The sequence below is a fragment of the Poseidonocella sp. HB161398 genome (assembly GCF_005870025.1).
Lineage (GTDB): Bacteria > Pseudomonadota > Alphaproteobacteria > Rhodobacterales > Rhodobacteraceae > Mangrovicoccus.
This window is the reverse complement of record NZ_VATA01000079.1, coordinates 1-23,532: the sequence shown is the minus strand read 5'-3', so window position 1 is coordinate 23,532 and position 23,532 is coordinate 1. Positions and strand designations below refer to the sequence as shown.

The window sequence follows — 23,532 nt, the reverse complement described above, 5'->3', positions numbered from 1 at the left end:
GTGAACGTGCCGCGACCGTCTCCCGCAGCAGGGGCAGCTGGCCGCAGAAGCGGTCGAGCGGGCGCTGATCTCAATCGCACCGTTACGGGTGCAAACATTTTCAACGACCAGGCCCACCGGGAGCAGCGCCTTCATGTTAAGACGTGCCATCGCATTTATCCTTCTGGACTTGCGTCAGAAAAGATAGGCGCCGCGCGTGCGCGGCCTGCATCAAAATTGAGTCAGAGCCAAAAAGGCCCCCGGAGCGGATGCTCCGGGAGCCTCGGTCCCGCACACGGGAGCTGCGGCGGGAAAGCCGGGCCGCCTTGGAGGAGCCGCCCGGCAGGGGAGTTCAGATCACTCGGCGGAGGCCGAGAAGAGGCTGACCAGATCGCCGCCGACCTTGTCCGCCCAGGCATCGAAGGCGGGACCGGCGGCCTCGGCAAAGGCCGAGATCCCGGCGGCATCGGGCTCGTAGACCTCCATGCCCTTCTCCTGCAGCAGCGCCAGCCCCTCGGCGGTCTGCTCGCGGGTCAGCGCCTTCTGCCAGTCCATCGCCTCGGTGGCGGCGGTCTGCACCATCTCCTGCTCCTCCGCAGAGAGCTTGTTCCACTTTTCCAGGCTCATCATCAGGAAGGCCGGGTCGTAGGAATAGTGCCAGGTCGTGATGTACTTCTGCACCTCGTAGACCCGCTGCGGCACGATCACCGCGCCGATCGGGTTCTCCTGGCCGTCGACCACGCCCTGCTGCAGCGCCGAGAAGGTCTCGGTCCACTGGATCTGCTGCGGATTGGCGCCGAGCGCGGTCATCACGTCGATGAACATCGGCCCGGCGACGCGGATCTTCAGCCCCTTCAGGTCCTCGGGGCTGCGCACCGGGCGCTTGGAATTGGTCAGCTCGCGGAAGCCGCTCTCGCCCCAGGCGAGAAGCTTCAGCCCGTGCTGCTCCATGATCCGCGCCATCTCGGCGCCTGCCGGGCCCGAAACCGCGGCATCCACCTCGTCATAGCCGGAGAACAGGTAGGGCAGCGAGAACACCGCCATCTCCGGCACGACATTCGAGATGGTGATCGCCGATGTCACCGAGAAATCCAGCGCGCCGCGGGCCAGCATCTCGGCCTGCTTGAGCTGGTCGCCGCCGGTCAGCACCGCATTCGGAAAGACCTTTACCGACATGTCGCCGCCCGAGGCCTCCTCCAGCAGATCGGCAAAGCGCTGCCCGCCCTGGGTGCGGCTGCTGTTCTCGTTCGTCTCCGACGACAGCCGGAAGGTCCCGGCCGCCGCCATGCAGGGCGCGGCCAGCGCCGCCGCCATCGCGGCTGTCGCCAGCCATCTGTTCAGTCCCATTCGTCTTCCTCCCATTTGCAGTTCTTGACGTGCCCTCAGGCGCAGCGTGCCGAAAGCCCCCCATCCACGACAATCTGCGTGCCGTTGACATAGCGGGCCTCGTCCGACGCCAGGAACAGCGCCGCATGCGCGGTGTCCCAGGCATCCCCCATCTTGCCGGTGGGGCTGGTGCGGTTGCGCGTCTCGATCATCCCGTCGACATCGCCGCCATAGGAGGCGGCCAGCGGCGCGCGGATCATCGGCGTGTCCATCAGCCCGGGCAGCACGCAATTGGCGCGGATCCCCTGGGCCGCGTATTGCAGCGCGATATTCTGGGTCATCGCCATCACCGCCGCCTTGCTGGCGGTATAGGCGACATAGGGGAAGCCGATCCAGCGCAGAGCCGCGACCGAGCCGATATTGACGATCGCGCCGCCGCCCTGCGCCACCATCACCGGCAGCACGTGCTTGCAGGCCAGGAAGATGCCGGTCTGGTTCACCTCGACCACGCGGCGCCAGCTTTCCTCGCTGGTCTCGACCGGGCCGCCGGTCTCGGCGATGCCCACATTGTTGTGCAGCACGTCGATCCCGCCCATCTCCTCGCAGGCCGCTCCGGCCAGGTCGGCAAGGTCCCCGCCCGAGGTGATGTCGGCGCGCATCGCGGCGGCGGCGAAGCCCTCGGCGCGGATTGCGGCTGCGGTGCGCTCGGCCGCCGCGAGGTCGCGGTCGGCCACGACCAGCTCCGCCCCTTCGCGGGCATAGAGCACCGCCGCGGCCTTGCCGTTCGACCAGCCCTCTTCCGGCGCGCCGCCGCCGATCAGCAGCACGCGCTTGCCCTCGACGCGCCCGGCCCGATGCAGGGCGGGCGCGATTTTCCCGGCCGTGTTCAAATGTCCGTCCTCCCAGATCGCGCGCCGCGGCCGCCCCGGAACCGGGGGCCGTCCGCGCGCAGCCTGAATTAACCACATAATGGTTACTCAAGGCAATATGAGTCTCTCACGAATCCGAATTCAGGACATAATTTTGGTTTATACACCTGTTTTTAAGTCTATTATTACCCAATCATGCAAGACATTCAGCTTCTCCAATATAGTCCATATTGTGGTCATCGGAAATTTTCCGCCCGCGGCCGACCCGCTGCGCGCGCGTCGGCCCCGCCGAAGTTCCGCCTTGCACCGCTTTTCCCCCGCGGCCTAGTTTGGGACAGACACGCTTGGGGGCCCAGGGCACGGAAGAACCAGATGACCAACAATCCGGAAACGACCTCCGGGGCGCGCAGCCTGCACCGCTCCATCGGCCTCCTGCGGCTCGTCTCCGCCCATGCCGCGGAGGGCATCCGCCTGGCCGAGATCTGCAAGCGCTCGGGCATGGCGCGCACCACCGTCTACCGGATGCTGCAGGCGCTGCAGAACGAGGGGCTGGTCGAGCAGGATGCCGGCAATGACCGCTACTATCTCGGCCGCGAGGCCTATCTGCTCGGCGTCGCCGCCGAGAGCCGCTTCGGCCTGACGGATGTGGCCAAGGCGACGCTGGCCTCGCTCAGCCGGATCTCGGGGGACATCTCGCTGTTCCTGATCCGCACCGGCACTCATGCGGTCTGCATCGCCCGCGAGGAGGGCAGCTATCCGGTGCGCACCCATACCGCCCAGGTCGGCGGCCGCTACCCGCTGGGCGTGGGCGGCGGCAGCCTGGCGATCCTCTCGGCCTGCAGCGATGCCGAGATCGACTGGATCCTCGAGCGCAATGCCGAGGAGCTGGCGCGCGACCATCCCGGCTTCCCGCCCGCCTTCCTGCGCGAGCTGGTGGCCGAGACCCGCGCCCAGGGCTATGCGGTCAATCCCGGCCGCGTCTATGCCGAAAGCTGGGGCGTCGGCATCCCGTATTTCGATCCGCAGGGCATCTGCCGCGGCTCGATCTCGCTGGCCGGGATCCCCGCCCGGATCGAACCGCGCATCAAGGAGGTCGTCTCGGTGCTGAAGGCCGAGCTGCCGCATCTGCAGAAACGGCTCTACGGGTAGCCCCGGCGCCGGTCCGCGCTGCCCTGCGGCAGCCCTCGAGACGGGACATCCCGCCCCCTGCGGCAGCCCGCGCCCGGGAAACCGGGCGCGCACCGGACCGCTCTAGCAGGCCGCTCAGCGCGGATTCCAGGCGGCGTCGCGGAGGAAATCATTTCGGAACTGGTAAGAAAGCCCCCTGAAGTCTGCAAGTCCAGCCGCCCTCAGGACCACTTTCCCGGTCCTGCTCCCAAGCGCCGCGGCCGAACAGACGTTTTGGCAGCCTGCTGCTCCGCCACCGTCGGCACATGCAGGTCGACCTCCCCGATATGGGCCATGACGCGGCCGAAATCGAACGGGCCGGGCGCGACGGGAAGACTTGCCCCTGATAGGGCTGGCCGGGATCGCGGAAGAACGGCTCGAAGACGCCGGGCACCAGCCCGCCGGAGAACCGGGTGCAGGGCGCGTCGCGCCGGCAGGAATGCACCGTGCCGGGCGTCACCGCCAGCTAGTCGCCGAGATGGAGCTGCATCTCCTGGCCGTTGATCCACAACCTCATCAGCCCCGGGCGCAGAAGAAGGTCCCGGTCTGGTGGCCGTGGCAGTGCCAGGGGATCGGCATCCCCGTCGGCCCCTCGGTCAGCACCGGGAAGAAACTGCCGCCCGAGGTGGCCTTGGCCTGCAGGAACGAGAAGAGCTAGTCCGCCGCGATCAGCCGCCATCCTGCGGCACATAGGGCCGCGTCGCCGCGGGCAGCCCGGCCACCGTCACCAGCACCGGCGCCACCGCGGGCAGCAGGCCGGGGAACTCCGTGTCGGTCGCCGCCGCCGCATCGAGCCGCGCCTGCGGGATCTCCAGCTCCGGCTGCACCGGCCGCGAGAAGGGCGCGCCGAGCGCCGGATAGCCCCCCGCCAGCCCCGTGCCGATCGACCAGCCCGGCAGCCGCATCCGCCAGTTCTGCCTCCGCAGCCCCTGCGCCGTGCCCGCCGGGACAAGGGCATGGTCCCCCGCCGTCAGCAGATGCGCCTGGCCGTCCATCTGCTGCTCCAGCCGCCCTACGAGCACGTAGAGCGCCGCGTCCGTCGCCCCATGGCGGTGCAGCAGCAGCCCCGTGCCGACCGATCCGGTCAGCACCGCCGCCTCGAAGGCGCCGCCGGTCTCGGCCTGGCGCGCGATCAGCGTGGCGACCATGCCGCCGATCAGGTGGTACTCGCCCTGCCCGTCGCGCAGCGCATAGAGCCCCTCCGCCCCGGGCCGCAGCCCCAGGGGGCGTGTCGGCGGCCGCCACAACGCCGGCCATGGCCATGGCGGCGCCCCCGAGCGTAGCACTGCGAAGGAAGTTGCGGCGCGAAAGCCTCATCCTGCCCGCCCTGGTCCTGTTTTCACCGCCCGGGCTCCCGCCTGCCGCTGAGATCATCTCCAGTACTGTCCTCCGACCCTGTCATCAGTTCGGATGATCACAGATGGACCTGCGCCACCTGCGCCATTTCATGGCCCCGGCCGAGAGGCCGCATTTCGCCCGCGCGGCGGAGCGGCTGGACATCGTGCAGCCGACGCTGTCGATGCAGATCCGCGCGCTGAAGGAAGACGTCGGCGCGACGTTCTTCGCCCGCGCGCGGCGGCGGGTGGAGCTGACCCAGGCCGGCGCGCCTTCCCCGCCGAGGCGCGGCGCAGCCTCGCCCATGCCGCGCAGGCCGCCCGGCTCGCCCGGATGGCGGCCGAGGGCGTGACCGGCCAGCTGCGGCTCGGCGTCTCGGCGATCGCGGCCTATTCCGGGCTGATCGGCCGGATCGCGGACGAGATGCGCCGGGCGCGGCCGGGCATCGATCTCGAACCGGCCGAATGCCATCCCGGGCAGTTCGCCGACCTGCTGCAGGGCGGGATCGATACCGGGATCGGCGTGCCCTGCCGCCAGGAGCTGCCGCCGGAGCCCGCCTCCGCGCTGCTCGAGCCCCATGCCCCGTTCATCGACCTCCCCGCATCATCGCCGCCGAGACCGCGCCGCTCGAGCCGCAGGCGCTGCAGGACCTGGCCTTCATCGGCTATTCCGGCCCGGGCGACAGCGACGGGGCGGGGCTGGCCGCGCATGTGCTCGGCTACCACCCGCGCCCGGCCTGCCGGATCGGCAACCCGGCCTTGGCAGCCAAGCTGACGGCAACGGGCTTCGGCGCGGCGGAGATCCCGGCCTGCCTGGCCCGCCCCGCCCGCGAGCTGGCCCTGCGCCCGCTCGCGCCCGCCTGTCCGCAGATCGAGATGCAGCTCCCTTGGCGCCGCGATGCAGTGGCCCGCGCCCCCGGCGCGCTCCTCGCCACGCTCGGCCTACCCCGCTGACCGCAGCGCCCAAGCCCGGCAGGTGCGCTGGCCGGATCGCGGCCGCTGCGGCCCCGGGCGGGACGGCGGCCGAGTCCGGCCCCGGCCCCCGCCGGGCGCCCCCTCAGGCCGGAACGCGGCTACCGCTTCTTCACCCTTTTGTCCCAGAGCTTGGACCCGGCCCCGGACCGAGGACGCATCCATGGCCGCATCCGCACTCCTTGCAACGGCGCTCGGCTTCGCCGGGCTCGACGGCGACTGGGACCCGCTCGCCCCTATCTCGAGACCGGCGCCCGCTTCGCGGGCAGCTATCCCGGCGGCGAGGGGCGCCTCCATATCGACAACGCCCTCGGCCCCGATGCCGTCAGCTGCGCCATGACGCTCCTCGACGGCAGCCCGTTCCGCCTCCTCCCGCTGGATCTGGTCGCGCTCGATGCCTGGAACCGCTTCGCCGCGGCGCAGGAGGATTTCGCCATGCTGGGCTTTTCGGCGCCCGGCGGGCGGCGCCGCAGACCGGCAGCACCCAGGGCGGCGGCACGGCGCTCGGGGCCGGCTTCGGGCGGATCGACCGGCTGGTGCTGAGCGGACGGATGACGCAGAACGCAGTCGACCTCCATGCCGGGGGCGAGATGGCCGATATCCATCCGGGCGTCGACCGGATCGCCTTCGCCGGGCCGGACCTGCTCGCCGCGCTCGGCGGCACCGCCCTGCCGGCCGCCCCAGCCGGGCGGCGGCGGAATCAGACGCCGCGGATGTCGTAGTCGGGCGTGCCCGACCAGACCAGATCCCAGCTCGCCCCGGGGCGGACATTCTGCACCGCCGAGGGCTCGAAGCAGACCAGGCAGCGCCCGCCGGGCGCCCGCACCGAGGGATAGATCAGCCCGCGCGCCCCGCCGCGGCGCAGCTGCGCGGCCAGCGCCTGGCCCTCGGGATAGCCCGCCGCCGGATCGGGATCGAGCGCGGGATGCGTCGGCTCGTCGCCCAGATCGCTGAACTCGCCGATGAAATCCGCCAGGATCTCGACATAGCGCGCCTCGTCCTCGTAGCAGCCGGCATAGCCCAGCTCGCGCGTGCGGTGGAAGGCGACCTCGGCGACCGAGACCATGACCTCCCAGGCGCAGTACCAGGCGCCGCGCTCGGCGGAATTGAACCGGTTGCCACCCGCGCGGGTATAGGCGAAGGCTGCATTCACATGGCCGTTGCCGTAGATCCGCAGGTCGCGGGCGCGGCGCTGATAGGCCAGCTCGCGCGGATCGAGATGCGCCGAGCGGCCGCGCTCGGCCACCAGCCGGGCGCTGGTCAGCCCCTCGAGCTCGGCGAGCAGCGCCATTTCCTCGTCGCTATCGACCAGCCCGCGCAGCGCGGGCGGCTTGTGATAGGTCGCGGGGATCAGCCGGACGAGGCCGCGGTCGGAAATCGCCGTGGTCCTCACGCGCCCCCCCGCAGCGCATCGAGATAGCTGCGCACCTGCAGGAATTGCGGCAGCCCGCCCTCGATCATCGCGTCGACCGGGCGCGCGCCGCCGAAAAGCGGACCGGCATTGGGCCGGGTCATCCAGCTTTCCGCCAGGGGCGCCGAGAAATAGAGCGCCAGCGACTTGTAGATCCCCGCCAGCGCGCTCAGCCGCAGAAGCTGGTCGCGGGTCAGGTCGCCGGCGAAGCCCGGCTTGCGCGCCCGCTTCCAGGTGCTTTCCGACATGTCGGCAAGCCCCGCCGCCTCCGCAACGGAAAGCGACCAGGCATCGGCGATCCGGCCGAAGGCCTTCAGGCCGACGGCGGTCATGTCCCCTTCGGGGCGGGCAGGGCTGGCAGCGCGCATTGTCCCGGTCTCCTCATGCAGCTCGCCCATAGATGGGGCCATATGGACCCGTCGTCAAGTCCATATGGACCATGCAAGCCGCATGCCGGATCAGGCGCCTGCCGGAACCTGCCCGAATCCCGCCCGTTCCAGATAGTCGCGCGAGCGCCTCACATCCGCCAGCGAGCCGCCGGCGCTCTGCGGATCGCGCTCCTGCTCGACGGTGATGTAGCCGGCATAGCCCTTCGCCTCGAGGAAGCGGCGGATCGCCGGATAGTCGATCGCCCCGTCGCCGATCGGGCACATCACCCCCTCGGCGCAGGCCTCGAAGAAGCGGATGGTCCGGCCCATCACCTCCTGGTATTTCGCCGCGTCGATGTCCTTGAAATGCAGGTAGTCGATCCGGTCCCAGTAGCGCTCCAGCGCCCAGAGCGGATCCATGCCGGAATAGAGCGCATGGCCGGTATCGAGGCAGAGCCCGGCGGTCCCGGCCGGGATGTCTTCGAGGATGCGGTCGATCTCGTCGCGGAACTCGACATGGCCGCCGGCATGGGGATGGATCACCGCGCGCAGGCCGAACTCGTCGCGGGCGGTCTCGGCGATGGCGCGGATATTGGCCACCATGCCATGCCAGCCCGCCTCGTCGAGCCGCGGCGCGCGGTCGCCATGACCGGCGGCGTAGTCGCGGGCGTCATGGCCCCAGTCCATCACCGTCAGGTAGGGGGCGGCAAAGCGCTGGCCCGGCGCGCGCGGCGGCACCGGCAGGGCCGAGACCATGGCGCAGATCTCGCGGGTCTGGCGCAGGAGGCTGTCGCGGTTCCGCGGATCGACGAGATCGTCGAAGATCGTCCCGGCCACGACATGCAGGCCCCGCTCCTCCAGCGCCCCGCCGACCAGCGCGGGATCAAGCGGCATGTAGCCGTAGGGACCCAGCTCCAGCCCGCCATAGCCCGCGGCGGCGGCCTCGTCGAGCACCCGCCGCCAGGGCGGCAGATGCGGATTGCGCACATCGTCGACCCCCCAGCAGCAGGGCGCCGTGGTCACGGTCATGGTCATTCGCGGAACTCCTCCCAGGTTGCGCCTGTGCCGAGCTAGCCCGGGTTTTCCGCCCTGCGCCAAGTCCCGATTTGAGGAGATCCGCGCAAAATTCCGCTAGCCGCCATAGAGCGCCTCCGGCAGCCAGAGCGCCAACTGCGGAAAGGCGACGAGGATCATCACCGCGAGGCCGAAGAGCAGGAAGAACGGCACCGAGGCGCGCGAGACCTGCCCCAGCGACCAGCCGGTCAGACCCTGCAGCACGAAGAGGTTGATCCCCACCGGCGGGGTCAGCAGGCCGATCTCGACCATCAGCACCAGGAAGACGCCGAACCAGACCGGATCGTAGCCCGCCGCCGTCACCAGCGGCAGCGTCATCGGCAGCGTCATGACGATGATCGCCACCCCGTCGACGAAGACGCCGAGCACCAGGTAGAACACGGCCAGCAGCGCGATCAGCGCCAGCGGGTCGAGCCCCAGCGCACCGATCGCCGCGCCCAGCTCCTGCGGCAGGTGCAGATAGCCCAGCGTCGTCGAAAGGAGCGCCGCCGAGGTCAGGATGATGCAGACCATGGTCGAGGTGCGCACCGTGCCCATCAGGCTGTCGCGCACCAGTCTCCAGCGCAGCTCGCCCATCAGCGCCAGCAGCCCGAAGGCCGCCGCCACGCCGACCGCCGCCGCCTCCGACGGCGTGGCGATGCCCGAATAGATCGCGCCGAGCACGATCGCCATCAGCGCGATGACCGGCGACAGCTCGCCGAGCGCGCGCAGGTAGTCGCGCGGCGCGAAGCTCTGGTGGCCCGCGGGCGCAATGCCCGGGCGGATCAGCGCCATGACCATGATGAAGCCGCTATAGAGCCCGGCCACGACCAGCCCCGGCAGCACCCCCGCGGCGAAGAGGCGGCTGACCGAAACCTCGGCGAGGATGCCGTAGATGATCATCGCGATCGAGGGCGGCAGCAGCAGCCCGAGCGAGCCCGCCCCCGCCAGCGATCCCACCGCCAGCCGCGCGTCGTAGCCGCGGGAGACGAGCTCCGAGGAGGTGATCTTGCCCACCGTCGCCGTGGTCGCCGCTGAGGAGCCGCTGACCGCCGCGAACATGGTGCAGCCCAGCACGTTGGTGTGCAGCAGCCGCCCCGGCACGCGGTCGACGAAGGGGGCGAGCCCGCGGAAGAGCCGCTCGGAAACGGAGGAGCGGAAGATCAGCTCCGCCACCCAGATGAAGAGCGGCACCGCCGCCAGCTCCCAGGTGGAGGCGGCGCGGTAGGTGATCGAGCCCGCGATCGAGACCACGCGGCTCAGCGGCATGTCGACGAGCAGCCAGAGCCCGCCGAAGGAGACCAGCAGCAGCCCGGCGAAGATCCAGACGCCGCAGCCGAGGGCAAGGGCCAGCATGGCCAGAAGGGCGAGGCCGGAAGTGAACGGGTCCATGGCGGTGTCGCGGCTCCTGCTATCGGGTCAGAGGTCGTTCTGGAGGGGATCGGACGCGCCCGCGGGCACCGGCCCGGGCAGGTCGAAGACCTGGCGCAGGAGCCAGGCGGAAAGCTGCAGGCAGAAGATCGAGAGCCCGGCGGCGCAGATCGCCTCGGGGATCCACAGCGGCACCTCGGCGATCGAGGAGGAGGTCCGGCCGCGCTCATGGCTGCGCAGGGCGGTGGCGGCGATCACCCGGGCGATCTGGCTCGTCACCGCCAGCGCGGCGACGCCGCAGAGGATCTCCATCGCCCGCCGGGACCGCCCGCCGAGCCGGTCGATGACCAGCCCGACCCGCACCAGCGCGCCATGTTCGAAGGCGTAGCCCAGCGACAGGAAGGTCGCCGAGGCCACCGCATAGCCCACCATCTCGTCGAGCACGAAGGTCGAGCGGTCGACGAGGCGCAGGCAGATCTCCAGCAGGATATGCAGCACCATGGCGGTGACGAGCAGCGCCGCCGCCGCCGCGCCGGCCCGGGACAGCCCCCAGGCCGCGCGCTGGAACAGCATCGCCGGGCTTCTGCGCCCGGCGAAGGGCGCGTGCTCCGCCGCTGCGGTCATTGCGCCTTCCAGGCCTCGAAGGCGGCCAGGATCTCGTCGGCATCCGGGCCCATCTTCTCCTTCCAGGAGGCCAGCGCCGGCTCGGCCGCCGCGCTGAGCGCCGCCAGGTAGTCTTCGGAGACGCCGGTGACGATGGTCATGCCGTGCTCTTCCATCTCGGCGTAGTTCTGCGCCACGCGGTCGGCCAGGAGGCCCCAGCCGAAATCCTCGGCCTCTTTCGCGGCCTCGGCGACCCAGGCCTTCTGCTCGTCGGTCAGCTCGTCATAGACCCAGGCGTTCATGTGCACGAATTGCAGCGGCATCGCGTAGTCGACCTGGGTGAAATGCGACTGCTGCTCCCAGAGCTGCGCGGCCGCGCCGCCATCGGCGGAGGTCAGCACCGCGTCGATCGCCCCGGTGGAAAGCTGCGGCACGGTATCGGCCCAGCTCAGCTGCACCGGCGTGGCGCCGGCGCCTGCGAAGGTGATCGTGCCGTTGGCGTCATAGGTGCGCAGCTTGGTCCCCGCCAGCGCCTCCATCGAGTCGAGCGGCTTGTTGCCCCAGAGCCCGCTCGGCGGCCAGGGCGTGGCGAAGAGCAGGACCTGGCCGTCGGCCTCCAGCACCTTCTCGTAATAGGGCCGGGCGATCTCGTAGAGCGCGCGCTCTTCCTCGGGGGTCTTCACCAGGAAGGGGATCGAGGAGAGGATGAAGACCGGGTCGATCCCCGACCAGGGCGTCACGAAGGACGAGGCCAGATCCAGCGCGCCGTCCGAGACCGCGTCATACTGGTCGATCGACTTGTAGCCGAGCGCCGCGCCGTGATGCGCGGTGATCTCCATGTCGCCGCCGGACACCCGCTCCAGCGCGGCGATGAAGGTGTCGGCGGATTGCGCATGGACCGAGTTCGGCGGGTATTCGTTGGCAAGGTCCCAGCTCGTCGATTGGGCGAGCGCGGGCAGCGCGGCGGCGGCAAGGAGCGCCGCGAGGGCCGGGGTGGCAAGCAGTCTGGTCATCTGGATTTTCCCTGTCGTTTGTCGTTTGCGTGTCGTCACTTGCGGCAGGGCGGCGGACCGCCCCGCCCGCGCTCAGCCGCGCCGCTGCGCGGGATAGTTCCCGTCGAGGAAGCCGCCGGAATACTTGCCCGAGAGCGCGTCGGCCTCGACCTCCGCCTGCGGGCGCTCCGCCGCCGGGCCGTAGCCGCCCGAGCCCGGGGTCTCGACCGTCACCGCCTCGCCTGCGCGCACGGCGATGCCCTGCGGCTTGGCGGGCAGGCCGCGCGGGCCCTCCGCCGCCTCGAGCACGAAGCGGCCCGGCCGCCCGGCGCCGCCGCCGAAGATCCCCCAGGGCGCATTGGCGAAGCGCTCGCCCGCGCCGTTGAAGTCGCAGTCATGGCCAACCGGCGCGATCACCCGGCGCAGCCCGGCGCCGCCGCGGAAGCGCCCGGCCCCGCCCGAGTCCTCGACGAAGCCATAGGCCAGCACCCGCAGCGGATATTCGGTCTCGATCGCCTCGATCGGCAGGTTCGAGGTGTTGGTGATATGGACCTGCACCCCGTCCTTGCCGTCGCGGTCGCTGCGCCCGCCGGCGCCGCCGCCCAGCGTCTCGAGATAGAGATAGGGGCGCCCCGTCCGGGGATCGGTGCCGGAGAAGACCGCCGTGGTATTGGCCCCGTTCGCGGCGCCGACGACCGCCTCGGGGATCGCCGGGGCGAGCGCGCCGATGATGACATCGACCAGCCGCTGCGAGGTATTCAGCCGCTGCGCCACCGGCGCGGGCGCCAGGCAGTCGACGATGCTGCCCGGCGTCGTCACCAGCTCGCAGCATTCGAGGATGCCCTCGTTATTGGCGATCTCCGGGTCGAGCAGCGTGCGCAGCGCATAGGCGACCGCCGCCTTGGCGGCATTGCGGGTGAGGTTGATATTGCCCTTCACCTGCGGCGCCGAGCCGGTCAGGTCGAAGATCGCGCGATCGCCCTCCACCCGCAGCTCCAGCCGGAGCGGGATGTCCCGCGTGCCCAGCCCGTCATCGTCCATCACGTCCTCGAAGCGGTAGATGCCGTCGGGCACCGCGCGGATCGCGTCCTTCATCCGGGCGCGGGTGCGGCGGATCAGCTCTTCCCAGACCTCGAGGATCAGCGCGCGGCCATAGCGCTCGCCGATCTCCGCCACCCGGCGCAGCCCCAGCCGGCAGGCGGCGATCTGGGCGAAATGGTCGCCGCGGCGCTCTTCGGGGATGCGCGCGTTCAGCAGCATCAGGTCGAGGATGTCCTGCTGCAGTTCGCCCGCGCGGCAGAGCCGGACCAGCGGGATGCGCAGCCCCTCCTGGTAGATCTCGGCCATGCCGCCGGCCATCGAGCCCGGCACCATCCCGCCGATATCCGCGTGATGCGCGATGTTGCAGACGAACCCCGTCAGCTCGCCTTCCAGGAAGACCGGCGCGGCGTAGTTGATGTCGGGCAGATGCGTGCCGCCCGCGACATGGGGATCATTGGCGACGAAGATGTCGCCCTCGCGGATCTCCTCGGGACGGTAGCGCGCCAGCACCGCCTGCATCAGCCCGGTCATCGACGCCAGGTGGATCGGCAGCGACATGTCGGCCTGCACGATCAGCCGCCCCTCGCGGTCGCAGATCGCCGTCGAATGGTCGTGGCGCTCCTTGATATTGGTGGAATAGGCGCTTTTCATCAGCGCGATGAAGGTCTCGTCCACCACCGAGCGGAAGGCCGAGGCGACGATCTCGATGGTCACCGGATCGGGCGCGCCCGCGGGGGCCGCGGCTTGGGTCTTGGGGTCGATCAGCGTCACAGGTCGGTTTCTCCGCGGTCGATCAGGATGTTGAGCGCGGCATCCACCCGCGCGGTGTCGCCGGGGAAGAGCAGCAGGGTGGAATCGAACTGGTCGATCACCGCCGGACCGGCAAGCTCGGCCCCCGGGGCCAGCTCGGCGCGGTCATAGACCGGCGTGTCGACCGGCGCGGCGCCGCTGAACCAGACCGGACGGCGGGCGCGCGGCGCGGGCTGCGTGCTGGCGGTCGGGCTCTGCGGCGGCACGCCGATCTCGGGGCGCGCGCCCTGCGGCACCAGCCGCAGCGCCATGACCTCGACCGGATCCTCGGGATTGAAGAAGCCGTAGGCGCGGGCATGGGCGTCGAAGAAGGCCTGGCGCAGCCCGTCGAGATCGCCAGTGGCCAGCGCGCCCGCGGGGATCTGCAGCTCGTAGTTCTGCGAGGCATAGCGCATGTCGGCGGTCATCACCGCGCGGCGCTCCTCAGCCGGGATCGCCTCGGCCTCGAACCAGGCCTCCGCCTCGGCGGCCAGTTCCGCGGCAAGCGCCGCAAGCGCCGGACCAGCCGCGGCGCCGAGCGCGATGCGCTGCGAGCGCACCAGGCTCTCTGACCGCCCGGCGACCAGCAGCCCCTCGGCGCAGAGGATCCCCGGCAGCAGCGGCACCAGGATCTGGCGGATGCCGAGCGCGCGGGCGCAGGCCTCGCCATGCAGCGGCCCCGCGCCGCCGAAGGGCATCAGCGCGAAGTCGCGCGGATCATGGCCGCGCTCGACGGAAATCGCCCGGATCGCCCGCACCATGTTCGCCGCCATCACGTCGAGAATGCCGCGCGCCGCCGCCTCGACGGACATGCCCAGCCGGTCGGCGACCTTGCCCACCACGCGGAACGAGGCCGCCGCATCGAGCGACATGTCCCCGCCGAGAAGCCCGCGGGTCGAGAGCCGTCCGAGCACGACATTGGCATCCGTCACCGTCGCCTCGGTGCCGCCGCGGCCGTAGCAGGCCGGGCCCGGACGGGCGCCGGCGCTGGCCGGGCCGACCTTGATCAGCCCGTCGCGGTCGAACCAGGCGATCGAGCCGCCCCCTGCCCCCACGGTGTTGATGTCGACCATCGGCATGCGCACCGGGAATTCGGCGACGTCGCGGTCGAAGGCCAGGCCGATCTCCAGGTCGCGGATCAGCGCGACATCGGCGCTGGTGCCGCCGACATCGAAGGTGATGACATTGCGGATGCCCGACTGCGCCGCGGTGTGGATCGCGCCATTCGCGCCTGCGGCCGGGCCCGACATGGCGGTACGCACCGGATAGTCCCGCGCAGTGGCCACCGACATCAGCCCGCCGCTCGACTGGTTGACGCCCAGGCTCGCGCCCGGCGAGCGCGCCGCCACCTCGGCCTCGAGCATGCGCATGTAGGCGCCGAAGGCCGGCTGCAGGTAGGCGTTGATCAGCGTCGTCGAGGACCGCTCGTATTCGCGGAATTCCGGCTGCACATCGGAGGAGGCCGAGATCGCCACATCGGGCAGCGCGGCGGCGATCCGCGCCTTCACCGCCTGCTCGTGCGCGGGGTTGAGATAGGCGAAGAGGAAGGCGATGGCGACCGCCTCCACATCCGCCGCGCGCAGCGCCTCGATCACCGCGTCGACGCTGCTGGTATCGAGCGGCGTCACCACCTGGCCATCGGCGCCGATGCGCTCGTCCACCTCGAAGCGCAGGTGGCGCGGCGCCAGCGGCGGCGGGAAATCGGCGCGCAGGTCATACATCTTCGGCCGTGTCTGGCGGCCGATCTCGACGAGATCGCGGAAATTGCGGGTCGTGACCATCGCCACCTTCGCCCCGGTCCGCTGGATCAGCGCATTGGTCGCGACCGTCGTGCCATGGCCGATCGCGCCGACATCGGCCAGCGCGATCCCCGCCTTCTCCGCCAGCCCGTCGAGTCCGGCGATGATCGCCTCGGCCGGGTTGGCCGGGGTGCTCGACACCTTGTGCAGCGCGATCCGCCCGCTGCCGCGCTCGATCGCGCAGAGGTCGGTGAAGGTGCCGCCGACATCCACCCCAATCGTCCAGTTCCCGCCCAACGTCTCTCTCCTTCGGTATTTGTTTGTAATACACTGTGTATCACAAACGCCTGTCAATGATTATGCAGGGGCGAACGGCATGTTCTTGCACTGGGACGGGAAGCGCTGCATTCAGATGGCGGGGGCGCATGCATCGAAGGACGGAAAATGACCAGGAAACAGGCAGCGGCGAAACCGGCGGCAGAGCGCGGCGCGGAATATGTCTACCGGATGCTGCGCCAGGCGATTCTGCGGCTGGAGGCCAAGCCCGGCTCGGATCTCGACGAGCTGGAGATCTCGGCGCGCTACGAGGTCTCCCGCACGCCGGTGCGCGAGGCGCTGATCCGGCTGACCGCCGAGGGGCTCGCCCAGGCGGTGCGCGGCCGCGGCAGCCGGGTGGCGGCGATGAACCTGTCGGATCTGCGCGACTTCTTCGAGGCACTCGACCTGCTGCAGCGCTCGGTCACCCATATGGCCGCGCTGCGCCGGAGCGAGGCGGATCTGGCGCGGATCGAGGCGGCGGAGGCGGCCTTCGAGACGGCGGCGGCGCAGCGCGAGGTCGACGCGATCAACGAGGCCAATTTCGCCTTCCACATGGAAATCGCCCGCGCGGCGCAGTCGAGCTATCTCGGCCATGCCTATGAACGCGCGCTGATCGAGGGGATGCGGGTCGGCCATGTCAGCTTCGTCGAGCATGACGGCGTGCAGGCGCGGCTGGAGGAGCACCTGGCCGAGACCGTCGACGACCACCGCCAGATGATCGCGCTGATCCGCGCGGGCGACGCCGCGGCGGCCGAGGAAGTCGCGGCGCGCCATGTCGAGCTCTTCCGCAACCGCATCGTCACCACGGTCCTGTCGCTCGACCTGACGCGCGGGCTGCATGTCACCTCGGCCCGGGACTGACCCGCGCCTTATCCGGTTTCCTGATTACTGACTTCCAAATAATCAATTTCACCTGTGAAGACGCCATCGCCATGGTGCCCGCGACCCCGGGACGAGGCGAGGAGGATCGACCCGCCCGGCGGCGTGCAGCACGCGGGCCGCGCAGAAGCGGGCCGCGGCAATCCATGGGAGGACAGTCATGCTTGCACTTGCGGGCCTGCTGACGATCGCGATCGTCTTGGCGGGCATACTTTCGAAGAAGCTGTCGCCGATGGCGGCGCTGGTCGTCGTGCCGATCCTCGGTGCGCTGCTGGCCGGAGTGCCGATGTCCCAGGCCGGGGGCTTCGCCATCGACGGCATCAAGACCATCGCGCCGGTGGTCGGCATGTTCGTCTTCGCCATCCTGTTCTTCGGCATCCTGACCGATGCCGGCACGCTCGACCCGATCGTCCGCGGCATCCTGCGCGTCGTCGGCGAGCGGCCCGCGCGGATCGTGCTGGGCACCGCCGTGCTGGGCGTGATCGCCCATCTCGACGGCTCGGGCGCCTCGACCTTCCTTGTCACCGTGCCGGCCATGCTGCCGCTCTACGACCGGCTGGGGATCGACCGTCGGGTGCTGGCCTGCACCGTCGCCATGGCCGCGGGCACCGCGAACATGCTGCCCTGGGGCGGACCGACGCTGCGCGCGGCCAGCGCGCTGCAGCTCGATATCGGCACGCTCTACATGCCGATGGTGCCGGTGCAGCTCGCCGGGCTCGCCGCCGTCGCCGCCTTCGCCTGGTATCTCGGCAAGCGCGAGGAGCGCCGCCTGGCCGCGGGCCTCCCCTCGGCCTTCGCCGGCGGCAGCGACGGCGCGGCGGCCGGCAAAGGCCCGCGCGAGACCGCGCGCCCGCGGCTCTTCCTGGTCAATATCGCCCTGATCGTCGCCGTGCTCGGCGCCATGATCGGCGGGCTGGCCGCGCCGGTGCTGTGCTTCATGCTGGGCACGATCGCCGCGCTGATCCTGAACTATCCCGATGTCGCCGAACAGCGGAAGCGGATCGACAGCCATGCCACCGCGGCGCTGATGATGGCCTCGGTCCTGCTGGCCGCGGGCGTCTTCATCGGCATCATGAAGGGCACCGGCATGCTGACCGCCATGGCCGAATTCGCCGCCGCCCATGTGCCCGAGGCCCATGCCGACCGGATGCCCGCGCTGCTGGCCGTCTTCTCGATGCCGCTGAGCCTGCTCTTCGATCCCGACAGCTTCTATTTCGGCATCCTGCCGGTCCTGTCCGAGGCCGGATCGGTGCTGGGCGTCGCCCCGGCGGACATGGGCCGCGCGGCGATGGTCGGGCAGATGACCACCGGCTTCCCGGTCAGCCCGCTGACGCCGGCGACCTTCCTCTTGATCGGGCTGTGCGGAATCGAGCTGGGCGAGCACCAGAAATTCACCTTCGGCTGGCTCTGGGCCGTGTCGCTGGTGATGACCGCCACCGCCCTGCTGACCGGCGCCATCGCGTTCTGAAAAGGAGACCAGGCATGACCACGCTGCGCATAGGCTCGGGGGCGGGCTATTCGGGGGACCGGATCGAGCCGGCCGTCGAGCTGGCGGAGAAGGGCGGGATTTCCTACCTCGTCTTCGAATGCCTCGCCGAGCGCACCATCGCCATCGCCCAGGAGGCGCGGCTGGCCGATCCGGAGGCAGGCTTCGACCCGCTGCTGGAGGACCGGATGCGGGCAGTGCTGCCCGCCTGCCGGAAGAACGGCATCCGCATCATCTCCAACATGGGCGCCGCCAACCCGGAGGCGGCGGCGCGCGCCACGCTGAGGGTCGCGGCCGAGCTGGGCATCGCGGGGCTGCGGGTCGCCGCGGTCTCGGGCGACGAGATCCGGGAGGCGCTGGTCGCAGGCGGCCATCCGCTGATCGAGACCGGCCGCCCGGCCGCGGAGCTGGGCGACAGACTCGTCTCGGCCAATGCCTATCTCGGCGCGGGCCCGATCGTCGAGGCGCTGGCGGCGGGGGCGGATGTCGTCCTGACCGGGCGCGTCGCCGACCCGTCGCTGTTCCTGGCGCCGATGATCCGCGAATTCGGCTGGGCGATGGATGACTGGGAGCGGCTGGGCCGCGGCACCATCCTCGGCCATCTGCTGGAATGCGCGGGCCAGGTCACCGGCGGCTATTTCGCCGATCCCGGCATCAAGGACGTGCCCGGGCTGGCGCGGCTGGGCTTCCCGATCGCCGAGATCGGCCCGGACGGCAACGGCACGATCACCAAGGTCGCGGGCTCGGGCGGCATGGTGACGACCGCCACGGTGAAGGAGCAGCTGCTTTACGAGGTGCATGACCCGGTGGCCTACCTGACCCCGGATGTCACCGCCGATTTCACCGGGCTCCGCGTCACCCAGGAAGGGCCCGACCGGGTGCGGATCGAGGGCGGCAGCGGACGGGCGGCGCCCGCGACGCTGAAGGCCTCGGTCGGCTATGTGGCGGGCTGGCGCGGCGAGGGGCAGATCTCCTATGCCGGGCCGAATGCCCGCGCCCGCGCCGAGCTGGCGCGCGAGATCGTCCGCGAGCGCTTCGCGCTGACCGGGCTCGCGGCCGAGGAGCTGCGCTTTGACCTGATGGGGGTCGACTCGATCCTCGCGGGCATGTCGCCGCCCGGCGAGCCGGCCGAAGTGCGGCTGCGCGTCGCCGGGCGCTGCGCCAGCGCGGCCGCGGCCCGGCGCATCGGCAACGAGGTCGAGGCGCTCTATACCAACGGGCCGGCCTCTGGCGGCGGCGCCGTGAAATCCTCCGGGCGGATCGTGGCAATGCGCTCCGCCCTCGTTCCCCGCGACGCGGTCCGCCCGCGCATGACCATGGTGACGCTATGATCCAGCTCCGCGAGATTGCCCATTCGCGCACCGGCGACAAGGGCGAGCATTCCAATATCTCGGTGATCGCCCATGACCCGGCGGACTATCCCTTCCTGAAGGAGCACCTGACCGCCGCGCTGGTCGCCGAGACCTTCGCGCCGATCCTCGGCGGCCCGGTCGAGCGCTACGAGATCGAGGCGCTCGGCGCGCTGAATTTCGTGCTGCGCCATGCGCTCGGCGGCGGGGTGACGGTATCGCTGGCGCTCGATGCGCATGGCAAGTGCCTGGCCTCGGCGATGCTGGCGATCACCCTGCCCGGCCCTGCGCCAGCCAGTCCCTGAGCAGTCCCGCCGCGACCGAAAGCTCGCGGCCGCGGCGGGTGAGGATCTGGAGCTGCCGCGGCAGGCCCGCGGCGCCCACCGGCCGGCTGAGCAGCCCTTCGGCATTTCCCGCCTCGCGCGCCGAGCGGGGCAGGATCGCGATGCCGAGCCCGGCGCGGACCGCCGCCAGCGCGGTCGACATGTAGGCGACTTCCATGGCAATGGAGATCTCCGCCCCCGCCTCGGCCAGCGCCCGTTCCAGGAGGCCGCGGACCGAACTGCTGCGGGTGGTGACGATCTGCGGAAAGGCGGCGCAGCGGGCCAGCTCGGGCGCCGCTTCGGCGGCCAGCGGGTGATCGGCGGGGAAGAAGACGCAGAGCTCGTCGGTGAGAAAATCCTCGCCCGCGATCGCGTGGTCGGCGCTGGTGCGCGGGCCGATGCCGAAATCCGCCGCATCGGCTTTTACCAGGGCCAGGATCTCCTCGGCGACGACATCGAAGACCTCGACCTCGATGCCGGGATGGGCGGCGCGGAAGCCGCCGATCGAGCCGGGCAGGATCGAGGCGGCCACCGAAGGCAGCACGGCGAGCCGCACCCTTCCGCGGCGGCCGGTGCCCAGATCCTCGCTGGCGGCGACGATGGCGCCCAGCGTCTCGGCGATGCGCTCCATCAGCGGGACGAGGTCGCGGCCCTCGGGGGTGAGCGCGACTTCGCGCTTGGTGCGGTGGAAGAGCGCCAGGCCGAGATTGCGCTCCAGCTGGACGATCTGCGCGGTGACGGCGGGCTGGGACATGTTCAGCTCGTCGGCGGCGGCGAGGAATTTCAGATGGCGGGCGACGGCCAGGAAGGCCAGGACCTGCTTGGTCGTCGGCGGGTAGCGCATCCTCGGGGCCTCCTCTGGCCCCGGCCGGGGCCGCTCCGGGATAGGCGCCCGGCGCGGCGGGGGCAAGCCCGGGCAGGGCCCGACCCGGCCGCCGTTGCGCCCGGAGGCCCTGGCTCCGCCGGATCGGGCCAGCCTGCAAGCCCCGCCGCCGCGCCCTCTGGTCAGCCGCCGCGGAGCACCTCGGCCACCGCCTGCGCCATGGCCCGGTTGCCCGCGGCCCCGGGATGCAGCCGGTCGCCGCTGTCGAATTCCGCGGCCAGCCGCGACGGATCGGCGGGGTCGCGCAGGACCGCGTCGAAATCCGCAAGGGCATCGGCGATATCCGCCTGCCGCAGCCAGTCGTTCAGCGCGCGGCGCAGCTGGTCCTTCCCGGGGCTCCAGTAGCTGTCCTCCATCGGCGTGCCGGGCAGCGCGCCGCGGAAGGGCGGCAGCGTGCCGAGGACCAGCCTGCCGCCCGCGGCCCGGACCTGCGCCGCCACCTGGCGGAGCCCGGCCTGCAGCCGCTCCAGCGTCATCGGCGGCTCATCCGGCGCGAAGGGCGAGCCCGGCCAGGCGATGTCATTGGTGCCGATCAGCAGCACCACGGTTCCGGCGCCGGGCTGGCCGAGCGCGTCGCGGCCGAGCCGGGCCAGCACGCTCTGCCCCATCCCGTCGCTGAGGAGCCGCCCGCCGGAGATGCCCGCATTGACCACGGCGATGTCGTCGGGCGAGAGCGCGCGGGCGAGGAAGTCGGGCCAGCGCGCCTGGCCGTCCATCGGCGCGCCATTGCCGTCGGTGATCGAGTCGCCCATCGCCACCACCCCCATCCGCGCCGGCCGGTCGGAGAGCACGCCTGCGAGGCTGATCCTTGCCGTGGTCTCGCCGAGGATCTCCGGCGCGGGGCGGTCGGCATCGATCAGGTAGCTGGTCTCGCGCGCGTCCCAGTGGAAATCCCCGGCCACTGCCCCGTCGCCGTAGCGCAGGGTCGCGGCAATCCGCGCGCCGACCTCGACCGGCAGCGCGACCGGGTCGGAGACCGCCTCCGCCCCCGGGGCGATCACCACCGAGGCGGCGCCGCCGAAGCGCACCGGCAGGGTGTCCTCGGTCTGCGCTCCACCGGTGCTGCGGCCGAGCGAGACTTCCGCGACCGGCAGCGGGCGCGTGCCATGGACATTCGACAGGACCAGCCGCAGCCGCCCCGCCGGATAGCCGAGGGTCAGCGGCTGGCGGACCACCTTGCCGGCGATCTCCGCAGGCAGGCCGGTGGGAAAGGGCGCGTCCCCCTGCCAGGCGCGCTGCGGGCTGGCGTTCCAGATGGCAGTCCAGCTCTCGGCGGCCACGGGGGGCGCGGCGAGGAGCACGGCAAGGGCCAGCGCGGCGGCGGATCGGGCGAGGGTCGTCATCGGTCGTCTTCCTTTCGGCAGTTGGGGCGGGAGGGCTCCGCGCGAGCCTCGCCGCGGAACGCTTGTGACGGAAGACACGCAAGTGTAACGACATTTGTGATGTCACTTCACGAAAGGCCCGACCCATGCGCGAGATCAACCGGCTGGCGGAGATGGAGACCTTCCTCGCGGTGGCGGCGGAGGGCAGCTACACCTCGGCGGCACTGTCGCGGCAGATGAGCCCCTCGGCGGTGTCGAAGATGATGGCGCGGCTGGAGCAGCGGCTTGGCGTGACGCTGATCCGGCGCACCACGCGGCGACTGCAGATCACCGAGGAGGGCCGCGCCTTCGCGGAAGCGGCGCGCGGGATTCTCGACGCGCTCGACCAGGCGGAGCGCGAGGCCGGCGCCGGGCCCGCGGCGGGGCTGGTGCGGATCGCCACCTCGGCCTCCTATGCCAACCACATCCTCGCCCCGCGGCTGCCCGCGCTGCTGGCCCGCCATCCCGGGCTCGAGATCGAGCTGATGGTCTGCGACGGCATCGCCGATATCGGCGGCCAGCCGATCGACCTGGCGATCCGCGCCGGGCCGCTGCCGGATTCCTCGCTGCGCGCGCGCTCGCTTGGCAAGGCCGAGATCATCTCCGTCCGCGCGCCCGGCGCCGGATCGGGGCGGGTCGGCATCGCCTATCCGCGCCGCGATCCGTTCTGGAAGGAGGCCCCGGCGCGGCTGCGCGCCAGCGACGGCAACACGGTCGCGGCGCTGGCGCGGCACGGCTGCGGGTTGGCCCGGGTTTCGCGCTTCGTCATCGCCGAGGAGCTGGCCGCGGGGCGCCTCGAGGAGGTGCCGGGCGGGCCGACCGGGCGCGAGGAGTTCCACATCGTCTATCTCGGCACGGCGCGGACGCTGCCGATGCGGATCTCGATCGTGCTCGACTTCGTGACCGCGGAGGGACGGGTCGACCGCTGATCTCCGCCGTGAAAGCCGGGGGAGCTGCAGGCTGCGCGGGGACGTCCCCGCCCCGCGCCTGGACGGCATTTCGGGCGGCGGAGGAACGGGCGCCACAGAGGGGCTGCCACGGGGCAGCGTCCCGGCTGGTCCAAGCGGGGGCCCCGGCTCGGTCGCGGGACAGCGCGGCATCGGGGGGCCTGCATCGACGCAGCGGACTCTGCTCAGGTTAAGCCGCTAATCTGAATGCCTCGGCAGGTGAGCTTGCCCCCGGATTCCGGACTGGGGCGATATTCACTATGCGGCCATCCTAGCGGCCATGTCGATCCTTGCCTGCTCGGGCTTGCGGTATCCGATGCTCGAATGGCGGCGCTTCAGGTTGTAGAAGTTGGCGATGTACTCGAACAGCGCCGCTTTGGCCTCGCGGCGTGATCGGAACCTGGTGCGGTGGACCAGTTCGTTCTTGAACGACCCGAAGAAGCTCTCCATAGGAGCGTTCTGCGCCTTCGGATGATCCCCCGGATCATCCGATCCGCTGGCGCGGACCAGCTTGTATTCAAAGCAATCCCCCTTCCTGCTCATGGAATCCGCGGCTTTCCAGGTCTCCAGCAGGCGCCGGTAGTCCCCGGCAGCATATTGGACGCCCCTGCCTGAATGGCAGATCAGCCCCGGCGCCGGCCGCCGGTTCAGCAACGCCATGCGCATCGCGTCGACCGCGAGGCTGCTTTTCAGACGGTCGGACATTGACCATCCGACGATCTCCATCGTCGCGTTCGCCATCGGTCTCGGACCAGTGGCAACACGATGACGAACTCCTTCACCGCCGCGAGATAGAGCCACCCTTCGTCAGTGGGCACGTAGCTGATGTCGGCAAGCCAGAAGCGGTCAGGCGCGGTGGCCTTGAAATTCCTCCGCAGCAGGTTTGGCGCAATGCCCAGATTGTGCCGGCTATCTGTCGTGCGGGGGACGCCGTGGCCACGTCGTGGCGGATGAACTCCGTTATCTTTCATT

At 70.9% G+C, this 23,532-nt stretch carries 25 protein-coding genes and 1 pseudogene; 11 read left to right on the top strand and 15 right to left on the bottom strand.

Annotation, left to right across the window (positions count from 1 at the left end; translation table 11 throughout):
• Nucleotides 1-336 precede the first annotated feature (336 nt).
• Both FGX59_RS31900 and FGX59_RS31895 read right to left on the bottom strand, forming a co-directional pair.
• Nucleotides 337-1,326, bottom strand: a complete 990-nt coding sequence (locus FGX59_RS31900; RefSeq protein ID WP_138472012.1) for a DctP family TRAP transporter solute-binding subunit — start codon at nt 1,324-1,326, stop codon at nt 337-339.
• 35 nt (nt 1,327-1,361) lie between these two features.
• Entirely contained in the window at nt 1,362-2,195 is an 834-nt protein-coding gene (locus FGX59_RS31895) for an SDR family NAD(P)-dependent oxidoreductase (RefSeq protein ID WP_206078495.1), read from the bottom strand.
• 351 nt (nt 2,196-2,546) lie between these two features.
• Here FGX59_RS31895 and FGX59_RS31890 point away from each other — a divergent pair, with 351 nt between their 5' ends.
• Nucleotides 2,547-3,323 (top strand): IclR family transcriptional regulator, encoded by a 777-nt coding sequence (locus FGX59_RS31890; RefSeq protein WP_171060922.1) that lies wholly within the window; start codon nt 2,547-2,549, stop codon nt 3,321-3,323.
• 686 nt (nt 3,324-4,009) lie between these two features.
• Here the strand turns inward: FGX59_RS31890 and FGX59_RS31885 are convergent.
• Nucleotides 4,010-4,588: a cupin domain-containing protein gene (locus FGX59_RS31885; protein WP_138472006.1), complete on the bottom strand. Its 579-nt coding sequence runs from the start codon at nt 4,586-4,588 to the stop codon at nt 4,010-4,012.
• A gap of 173 nt (nt 4,589-4,761) precedes the next feature.
• Between FGX59_RS31885 and FGX59_RS31880 the strand changes: the two genes are divergently transcribed.
• The 5 genes from FGX59_RS31880 (at nt 4,762) to FGX59_RS37860 (ending at nt 6,369) form a co-directional block, all read left to right on the top strand.
• Nucleotides 4,762-5,028, top strand: coding sequence for a LysR family transcriptional regulator (locus tag FGX59_RS31880; protein ID WP_138472004.1), 267 nt, complete (start codon nt 4,762-4,764; stop codon nt 5,026-5,028).
• The gene (locus FGX59_RS31875) at nt 5,025-5,450 is read left to right on the top strand and encodes a hypothetical protein (protein ID WP_138472002.1); all 426 of its coding nucleotides are present in this window, start codon (nt 5,025-5,027) and stop codon (nt 5,448-5,450) included. Before FGX59_RS31880 ends, FGX59_RS31875 begins: the two co-directional genes overlap by 4 nt.
• Nucleotides 5,435-5,629 carry a hypothetical protein gene (locus FGX59_RS31870; RefSeq protein ID WP_138472000.1) on the top strand — a complete coding sequence of 65 codons (195 nt, stop codon included), beginning with the start codon at nt 5,435-5,437 and terminating at the stop codon, nt 5,627-5,629. Before FGX59_RS31875 ends, FGX59_RS31870 begins: the two co-directional genes overlap by 16 nt.
• Before the next feature lie 354 nt (nt 5,630-5,983).
• Entirely contained in the window at nt 5,984-6,190 is a 207-nt protein-coding gene (locus FGX59_RS31865) for a hypothetical protein (RefSeq protein WP_138471998.1), read from the top strand.
• An 8-nt stretch (nt 6,191-6,198) separates the two neighbouring features.
• Entirely contained in the window at nt 6,199-6,369 is a 171-nt protein-coding gene (locus FGX59_RS37860; protein ID WP_171060921.1) for a hypothetical protein, read from the top strand.
• Here FGX59_RS37860 and FGX59_RS31860 read toward each other — a convergent pair.
• The 8 genes from FGX59_RS31860 to FGX59_RS31825 all read right to left on the bottom strand — a co-directional run bounded on the left by FGX59_RS31860 (nt 6,348) and on the right by FGX59_RS31825 (nt 15,311).
• Entirely contained in the window at nt 6,348-7,040 is a 693-nt protein-coding gene (locus FGX59_RS31860) for an RES family NAD+ phosphorylase (protein WP_138471996.1), read from the bottom strand. The two genes, FGX59_RS37860 and FGX59_RS31860, sit on opposite strands and share 22 nt — an antisense overlap.
• The gene (locus FGX59_RS31855) at nt 7,037-7,426 is read right to left on the bottom strand and encodes an MbcA/ParS/Xre antitoxin family protein (protein WP_138471994.1); all 390 of its coding nucleotides are present in this window, start codon (nt 7,424-7,426) and stop codon (nt 7,037-7,039) included. The genes FGX59_RS31860 and FGX59_RS31855 overlap by 4 nt, the downstream gene beginning before the upstream one ends.
• Nucleotides 7,427-7,516: 90 nt before the next feature.
• Nucleotides 7,517-8,461 (bottom strand): TIM barrel protein, encoded by a 945-nt coding sequence (locus tag FGX59_RS31850; RefSeq protein WP_138471992.1) that lies wholly within the window; start codon nt 8,459-8,461, stop codon nt 7,517-7,519.
• 96 nt (nt 8,462-8,557) lie between these two features.
• On the bottom strand, nt 8,558-9,871 hold the full coding sequence (locus FGX59_RS31845; protein WP_138471990.1) for a TRAP transporter large permease: 1,314 nt from the start codon (nt 9,869-9,871) through the stop codon (nt 8,558-8,560).
• A gap of 27 nt (nt 9,872-9,898) precedes the next feature.
• Nucleotides 9,899-10,474, bottom strand: coding sequence for a TRAP transporter small permease subunit (locus FGX59_RS31840; RefSeq protein ID WP_138471988.1), 576 nt, complete (start codon nt 10,472-10,474; stop codon nt 9,899-9,901).
• Nucleotides 10,471-11,466, bottom strand: coding sequence for a TRAP transporter substrate-binding protein (locus FGX59_RS31835; RefSeq protein ID WP_138471986.1), 996 nt, complete (start codon nt 11,464-11,466; stop codon nt 10,471-10,473). The genes FGX59_RS31840 and FGX59_RS31835 overlap by 4 nt, the downstream gene beginning before the upstream one ends.
• 72 nt (nt 11,467-11,538) lie before the next feature.
• A complete protein-coding gene (locus FGX59_RS31830) occupies nt 11,539-13,257 on the bottom strand; it encodes a hydantoinase B/oxoprolinase family protein (RefSeq protein WP_138471984.1) in 1,719 nt (572 codons plus the stop codon).
• Complete coding sequence (locus tag FGX59_RS31825) at nt 13,254-15,311, bottom strand: hydantoinase/oxoprolinase family protein (protein WP_138471981.1); 2,058 nt, start codon at nt 15,309-15,311, stop codon at nt 13,254-13,256. The genes FGX59_RS31830 and FGX59_RS31825 overlap by 4 nt, the downstream gene beginning before the upstream one ends.
• Before the next feature lie 147 nt (nt 15,312-15,458).
• Here FGX59_RS31825 and FGX59_RS31820 point away from each other — a divergent pair, with 147 nt between their 5' ends.
• The 4 genes from FGX59_RS31820 to FGX59_RS31805 all read left to right on the top strand — a co-directional run bounded on the left by FGX59_RS31820 (nt 15,459) and on the right by FGX59_RS31805 (nt 19,351).
• On the top strand, nt 15,459-16,193 hold the full coding sequence (locus FGX59_RS31820) for a GntR family transcriptional regulator (protein WP_138471978.1): 735 nt from the start codon (nt 15,459-15,461) through the stop codon (nt 16,191-16,193).
• A 178-nt stretch (nt 16,194-16,371) separates the two neighbouring features.
• Nucleotides 16,372-17,679, top strand: a complete 1,308-nt coding sequence (locus FGX59_RS31815) for a CitMHS family transporter (RefSeq protein WP_138471976.1) — start codon at nt 16,372-16,374, stop codon at nt 17,677-17,679.
• A gap of 14 nt (nt 17,680-17,693) precedes the next feature.
• A complete protein-coding gene (locus FGX59_RS31810) occupies nt 17,694-19,028 on the top strand; it encodes an acyclic terpene utilization AtuA family protein (protein ID WP_138471975.1) in 1,335 nt (444 codons plus the stop codon).
• On the top strand, nt 19,025-19,351 hold the full coding sequence (locus tag FGX59_RS31805; protein WP_240722816.1) for a hypothetical protein: 327 nt from the start codon (nt 19,025-19,027) through the stop codon (nt 19,349-19,351). The genes FGX59_RS31810 and FGX59_RS31805 overlap by 4 nt, the downstream gene beginning before the upstream one ends.
• Here FGX59_RS31805 and FGX59_RS31800 read toward each other — a convergent pair.
• Nucleotides 19,317-20,213, bottom strand: coding sequence for a LysR family transcriptional regulator (locus FGX59_RS31800; RefSeq protein WP_138471973.1), 897 nt, complete (start codon nt 20,211-20,213; stop codon nt 19,317-19,319). The two genes, FGX59_RS31805 and FGX59_RS31800, sit on opposite strands and share 35 nt — an antisense overlap.
• A 161-nt stretch (nt 20,214-20,374) precedes the next feature.
• Complete coding sequence (locus FGX59_RS31795) at nt 20,375-21,595, bottom strand: SGNH/GDSL hydrolase family protein (RefSeq protein ID WP_138471971.1); 1,221 nt, start codon at nt 21,593-21,595, stop codon at nt 20,375-20,377.
• 125 nt (nt 21,596-21,720) lie between these two features.
• Here FGX59_RS31795 and FGX59_RS31790 point away from each other — a divergent pair, with 125 nt between their 5' ends.
• Nucleotides 21,721-22,542 (top strand): LysR family transcriptional regulator, encoded by an 822-nt coding sequence (locus FGX59_RS31790; RefSeq protein WP_138471969.1) that lies wholly within the window; start codon nt 21,721-21,723, stop codon nt 22,540-22,542.
• A 276-nt stretch (nt 22,543-22,818) separates the two neighbouring features.
• On the opposite strand, the gene FGX59_RS31785 is transcribed toward FGX59_RS31790, so the two are convergent.
• Together FGX59_RS31785 and FGX59_RS38300 are read right to left on the bottom strand one after the other, a co-directional pair.
• On the bottom strand, nt 22,819-23,265 hold the full coding sequence (locus FGX59_RS31785) for an IS3 family transposase (protein ID WP_171060920.1): 447 nt from the start codon (nt 23,263-23,265) through the stop codon (nt 22,819-22,821).
• A pseudogene (locus FGX59_RS38300) lies at nt 23,250-23,532 on the bottom strand (hypothetical protein); the annotation flags it as partial. The pseudogene FGX59_RS38300 and the gene FGX59_RS31785, both read right to left, overlap by 16 nt.

What these genes read in the sequence shown, in the direction of transcription:
- FGX59_RS31835 (WP_138471986.1), bottom strand. Translation starts at nt 11,466, where the DNA reads ATGACCAGACTGCTTGCCACCCCGGCCCTCGCGGCGCTCCTTGCCGCC.
- FGX59_RS37860 (WP_171060921.1), top strand. Translation starts at nt 6,199, where the DNA reads ATGACGCAGAACGCAGTCGACCTCCATGCCGGGGGCGAGATGGCCGAT.
- FGX59_RS31805 (WP_240722816.1), top strand. Translation starts at nt 19,025, where the DNA reads ATGATCCAGCTCCGCGAGATTGCCCATTCGCGCACCGGCGACAAGGGC.
- FGX59_RS31840 (WP_138471988.1), bottom strand. Translation starts at nt 10,474, where the DNA reads ATGACCGCAGCGGCGGAGCACGCGCCCTTCGCCGGGCGCAGAAGCCCG.
- FGX59_RS31890 (WP_171060922.1), top strand. Translation starts at nt 2,547, where the DNA reads ATGACCAACAATCCGGAAACGACCTCCGGGGCGCGCAGCCTGCACCGC.
- FGX59_RS31785 (WP_171060920.1), bottom strand. Translation starts at nt 23,265, where the DNA reads ATGTCCGACCGTCTGAAAAGCAGCCTCGCGGTCGACGCGATGCGCATG.
- FGX59_RS31815 (WP_138471976.1), top strand. Translation starts at nt 16,372, where the DNA reads ATGCTTGCACTTGCGGGCCTGCTGACGATCGCGATCGTCTTGGCGGGC.
- FGX59_RS31795 (WP_138471971.1), bottom strand. Translation starts at nt 21,595, where the DNA reads ATGACGACCCTCGCCCGATCCGCCGCCGCGCTGGCCCTTGCCGTGCTC.
- FGX59_RS31845 (WP_138471990.1), bottom strand. Translation starts at nt 9,871, where the DNA reads ATGGACCCGTTCACTTCCGGCCTCGCCCTTCTGGCCATGCTGGCCCTT.
- FGX59_RS31865 (WP_138471998.1), top strand. Translation starts at nt 5,984, where the DNA reads ATGACGCTCCTCGACGGCAGCCCGTTCCGCCTCCTCCCGCTGGATCTG.
- FGX59_RS31900 (WP_138472012.1), bottom strand. Translation starts at nt 1,326, where the DNA reads ATGGGACTGAACAGATGGCTGGCGACAGCCGCGATGGCGGCGGCGCTG.
- FGX59_RS31850 (WP_138471992.1), bottom strand. Translation starts at nt 8,461, where the DNA reads ATGACCATGACCGTGACCACGGCGCCCTGCTGCTGGGGGGTCGACGAT.
- FGX59_RS31800 (WP_138471973.1), bottom strand. Translation starts at nt 20,213, where the DNA reads ATGCGCTACCCGCCGACGACCAAGCAGGTCCTGGCCTTCCTGGCCGTC.
- FGX59_RS31855 (WP_138471994.1), bottom strand. Translation starts at nt 7,426, where the DNA reads ATGCGCGCTGCCAGCCCTGCCCGCCCCGAAGGGGACATGACCGCCGTC.
- FGX59_RS31810 (WP_138471975.1), top strand. Translation starts at nt 17,694, where the DNA reads ATGACCACGCTGCGCATAGGCTCGGGGGCGGGCTATTCGGGGGACCGG.
- FGX59_RS31880 (WP_138472004.1), top strand. Translation starts at nt 4,762, where the DNA reads ATGGACCTGCGCCACCTGCGCCATTTCATGGCCCCGGCCGAGAGGCCG.
- FGX59_RS31820 (WP_138471978.1), top strand. Translation starts at nt 15,459, where the DNA reads ATGACCAGGAAACAGGCAGCGGCGAAACCGGCGGCAGAGCGCGGCGCG.
- FGX59_RS31790 (WP_138471969.1), top strand. Translation starts at nt 21,721, where the DNA reads ATGCGCGAGATCAACCGGCTGGCGGAGATGGAGACCTTCCTCGCGGTG.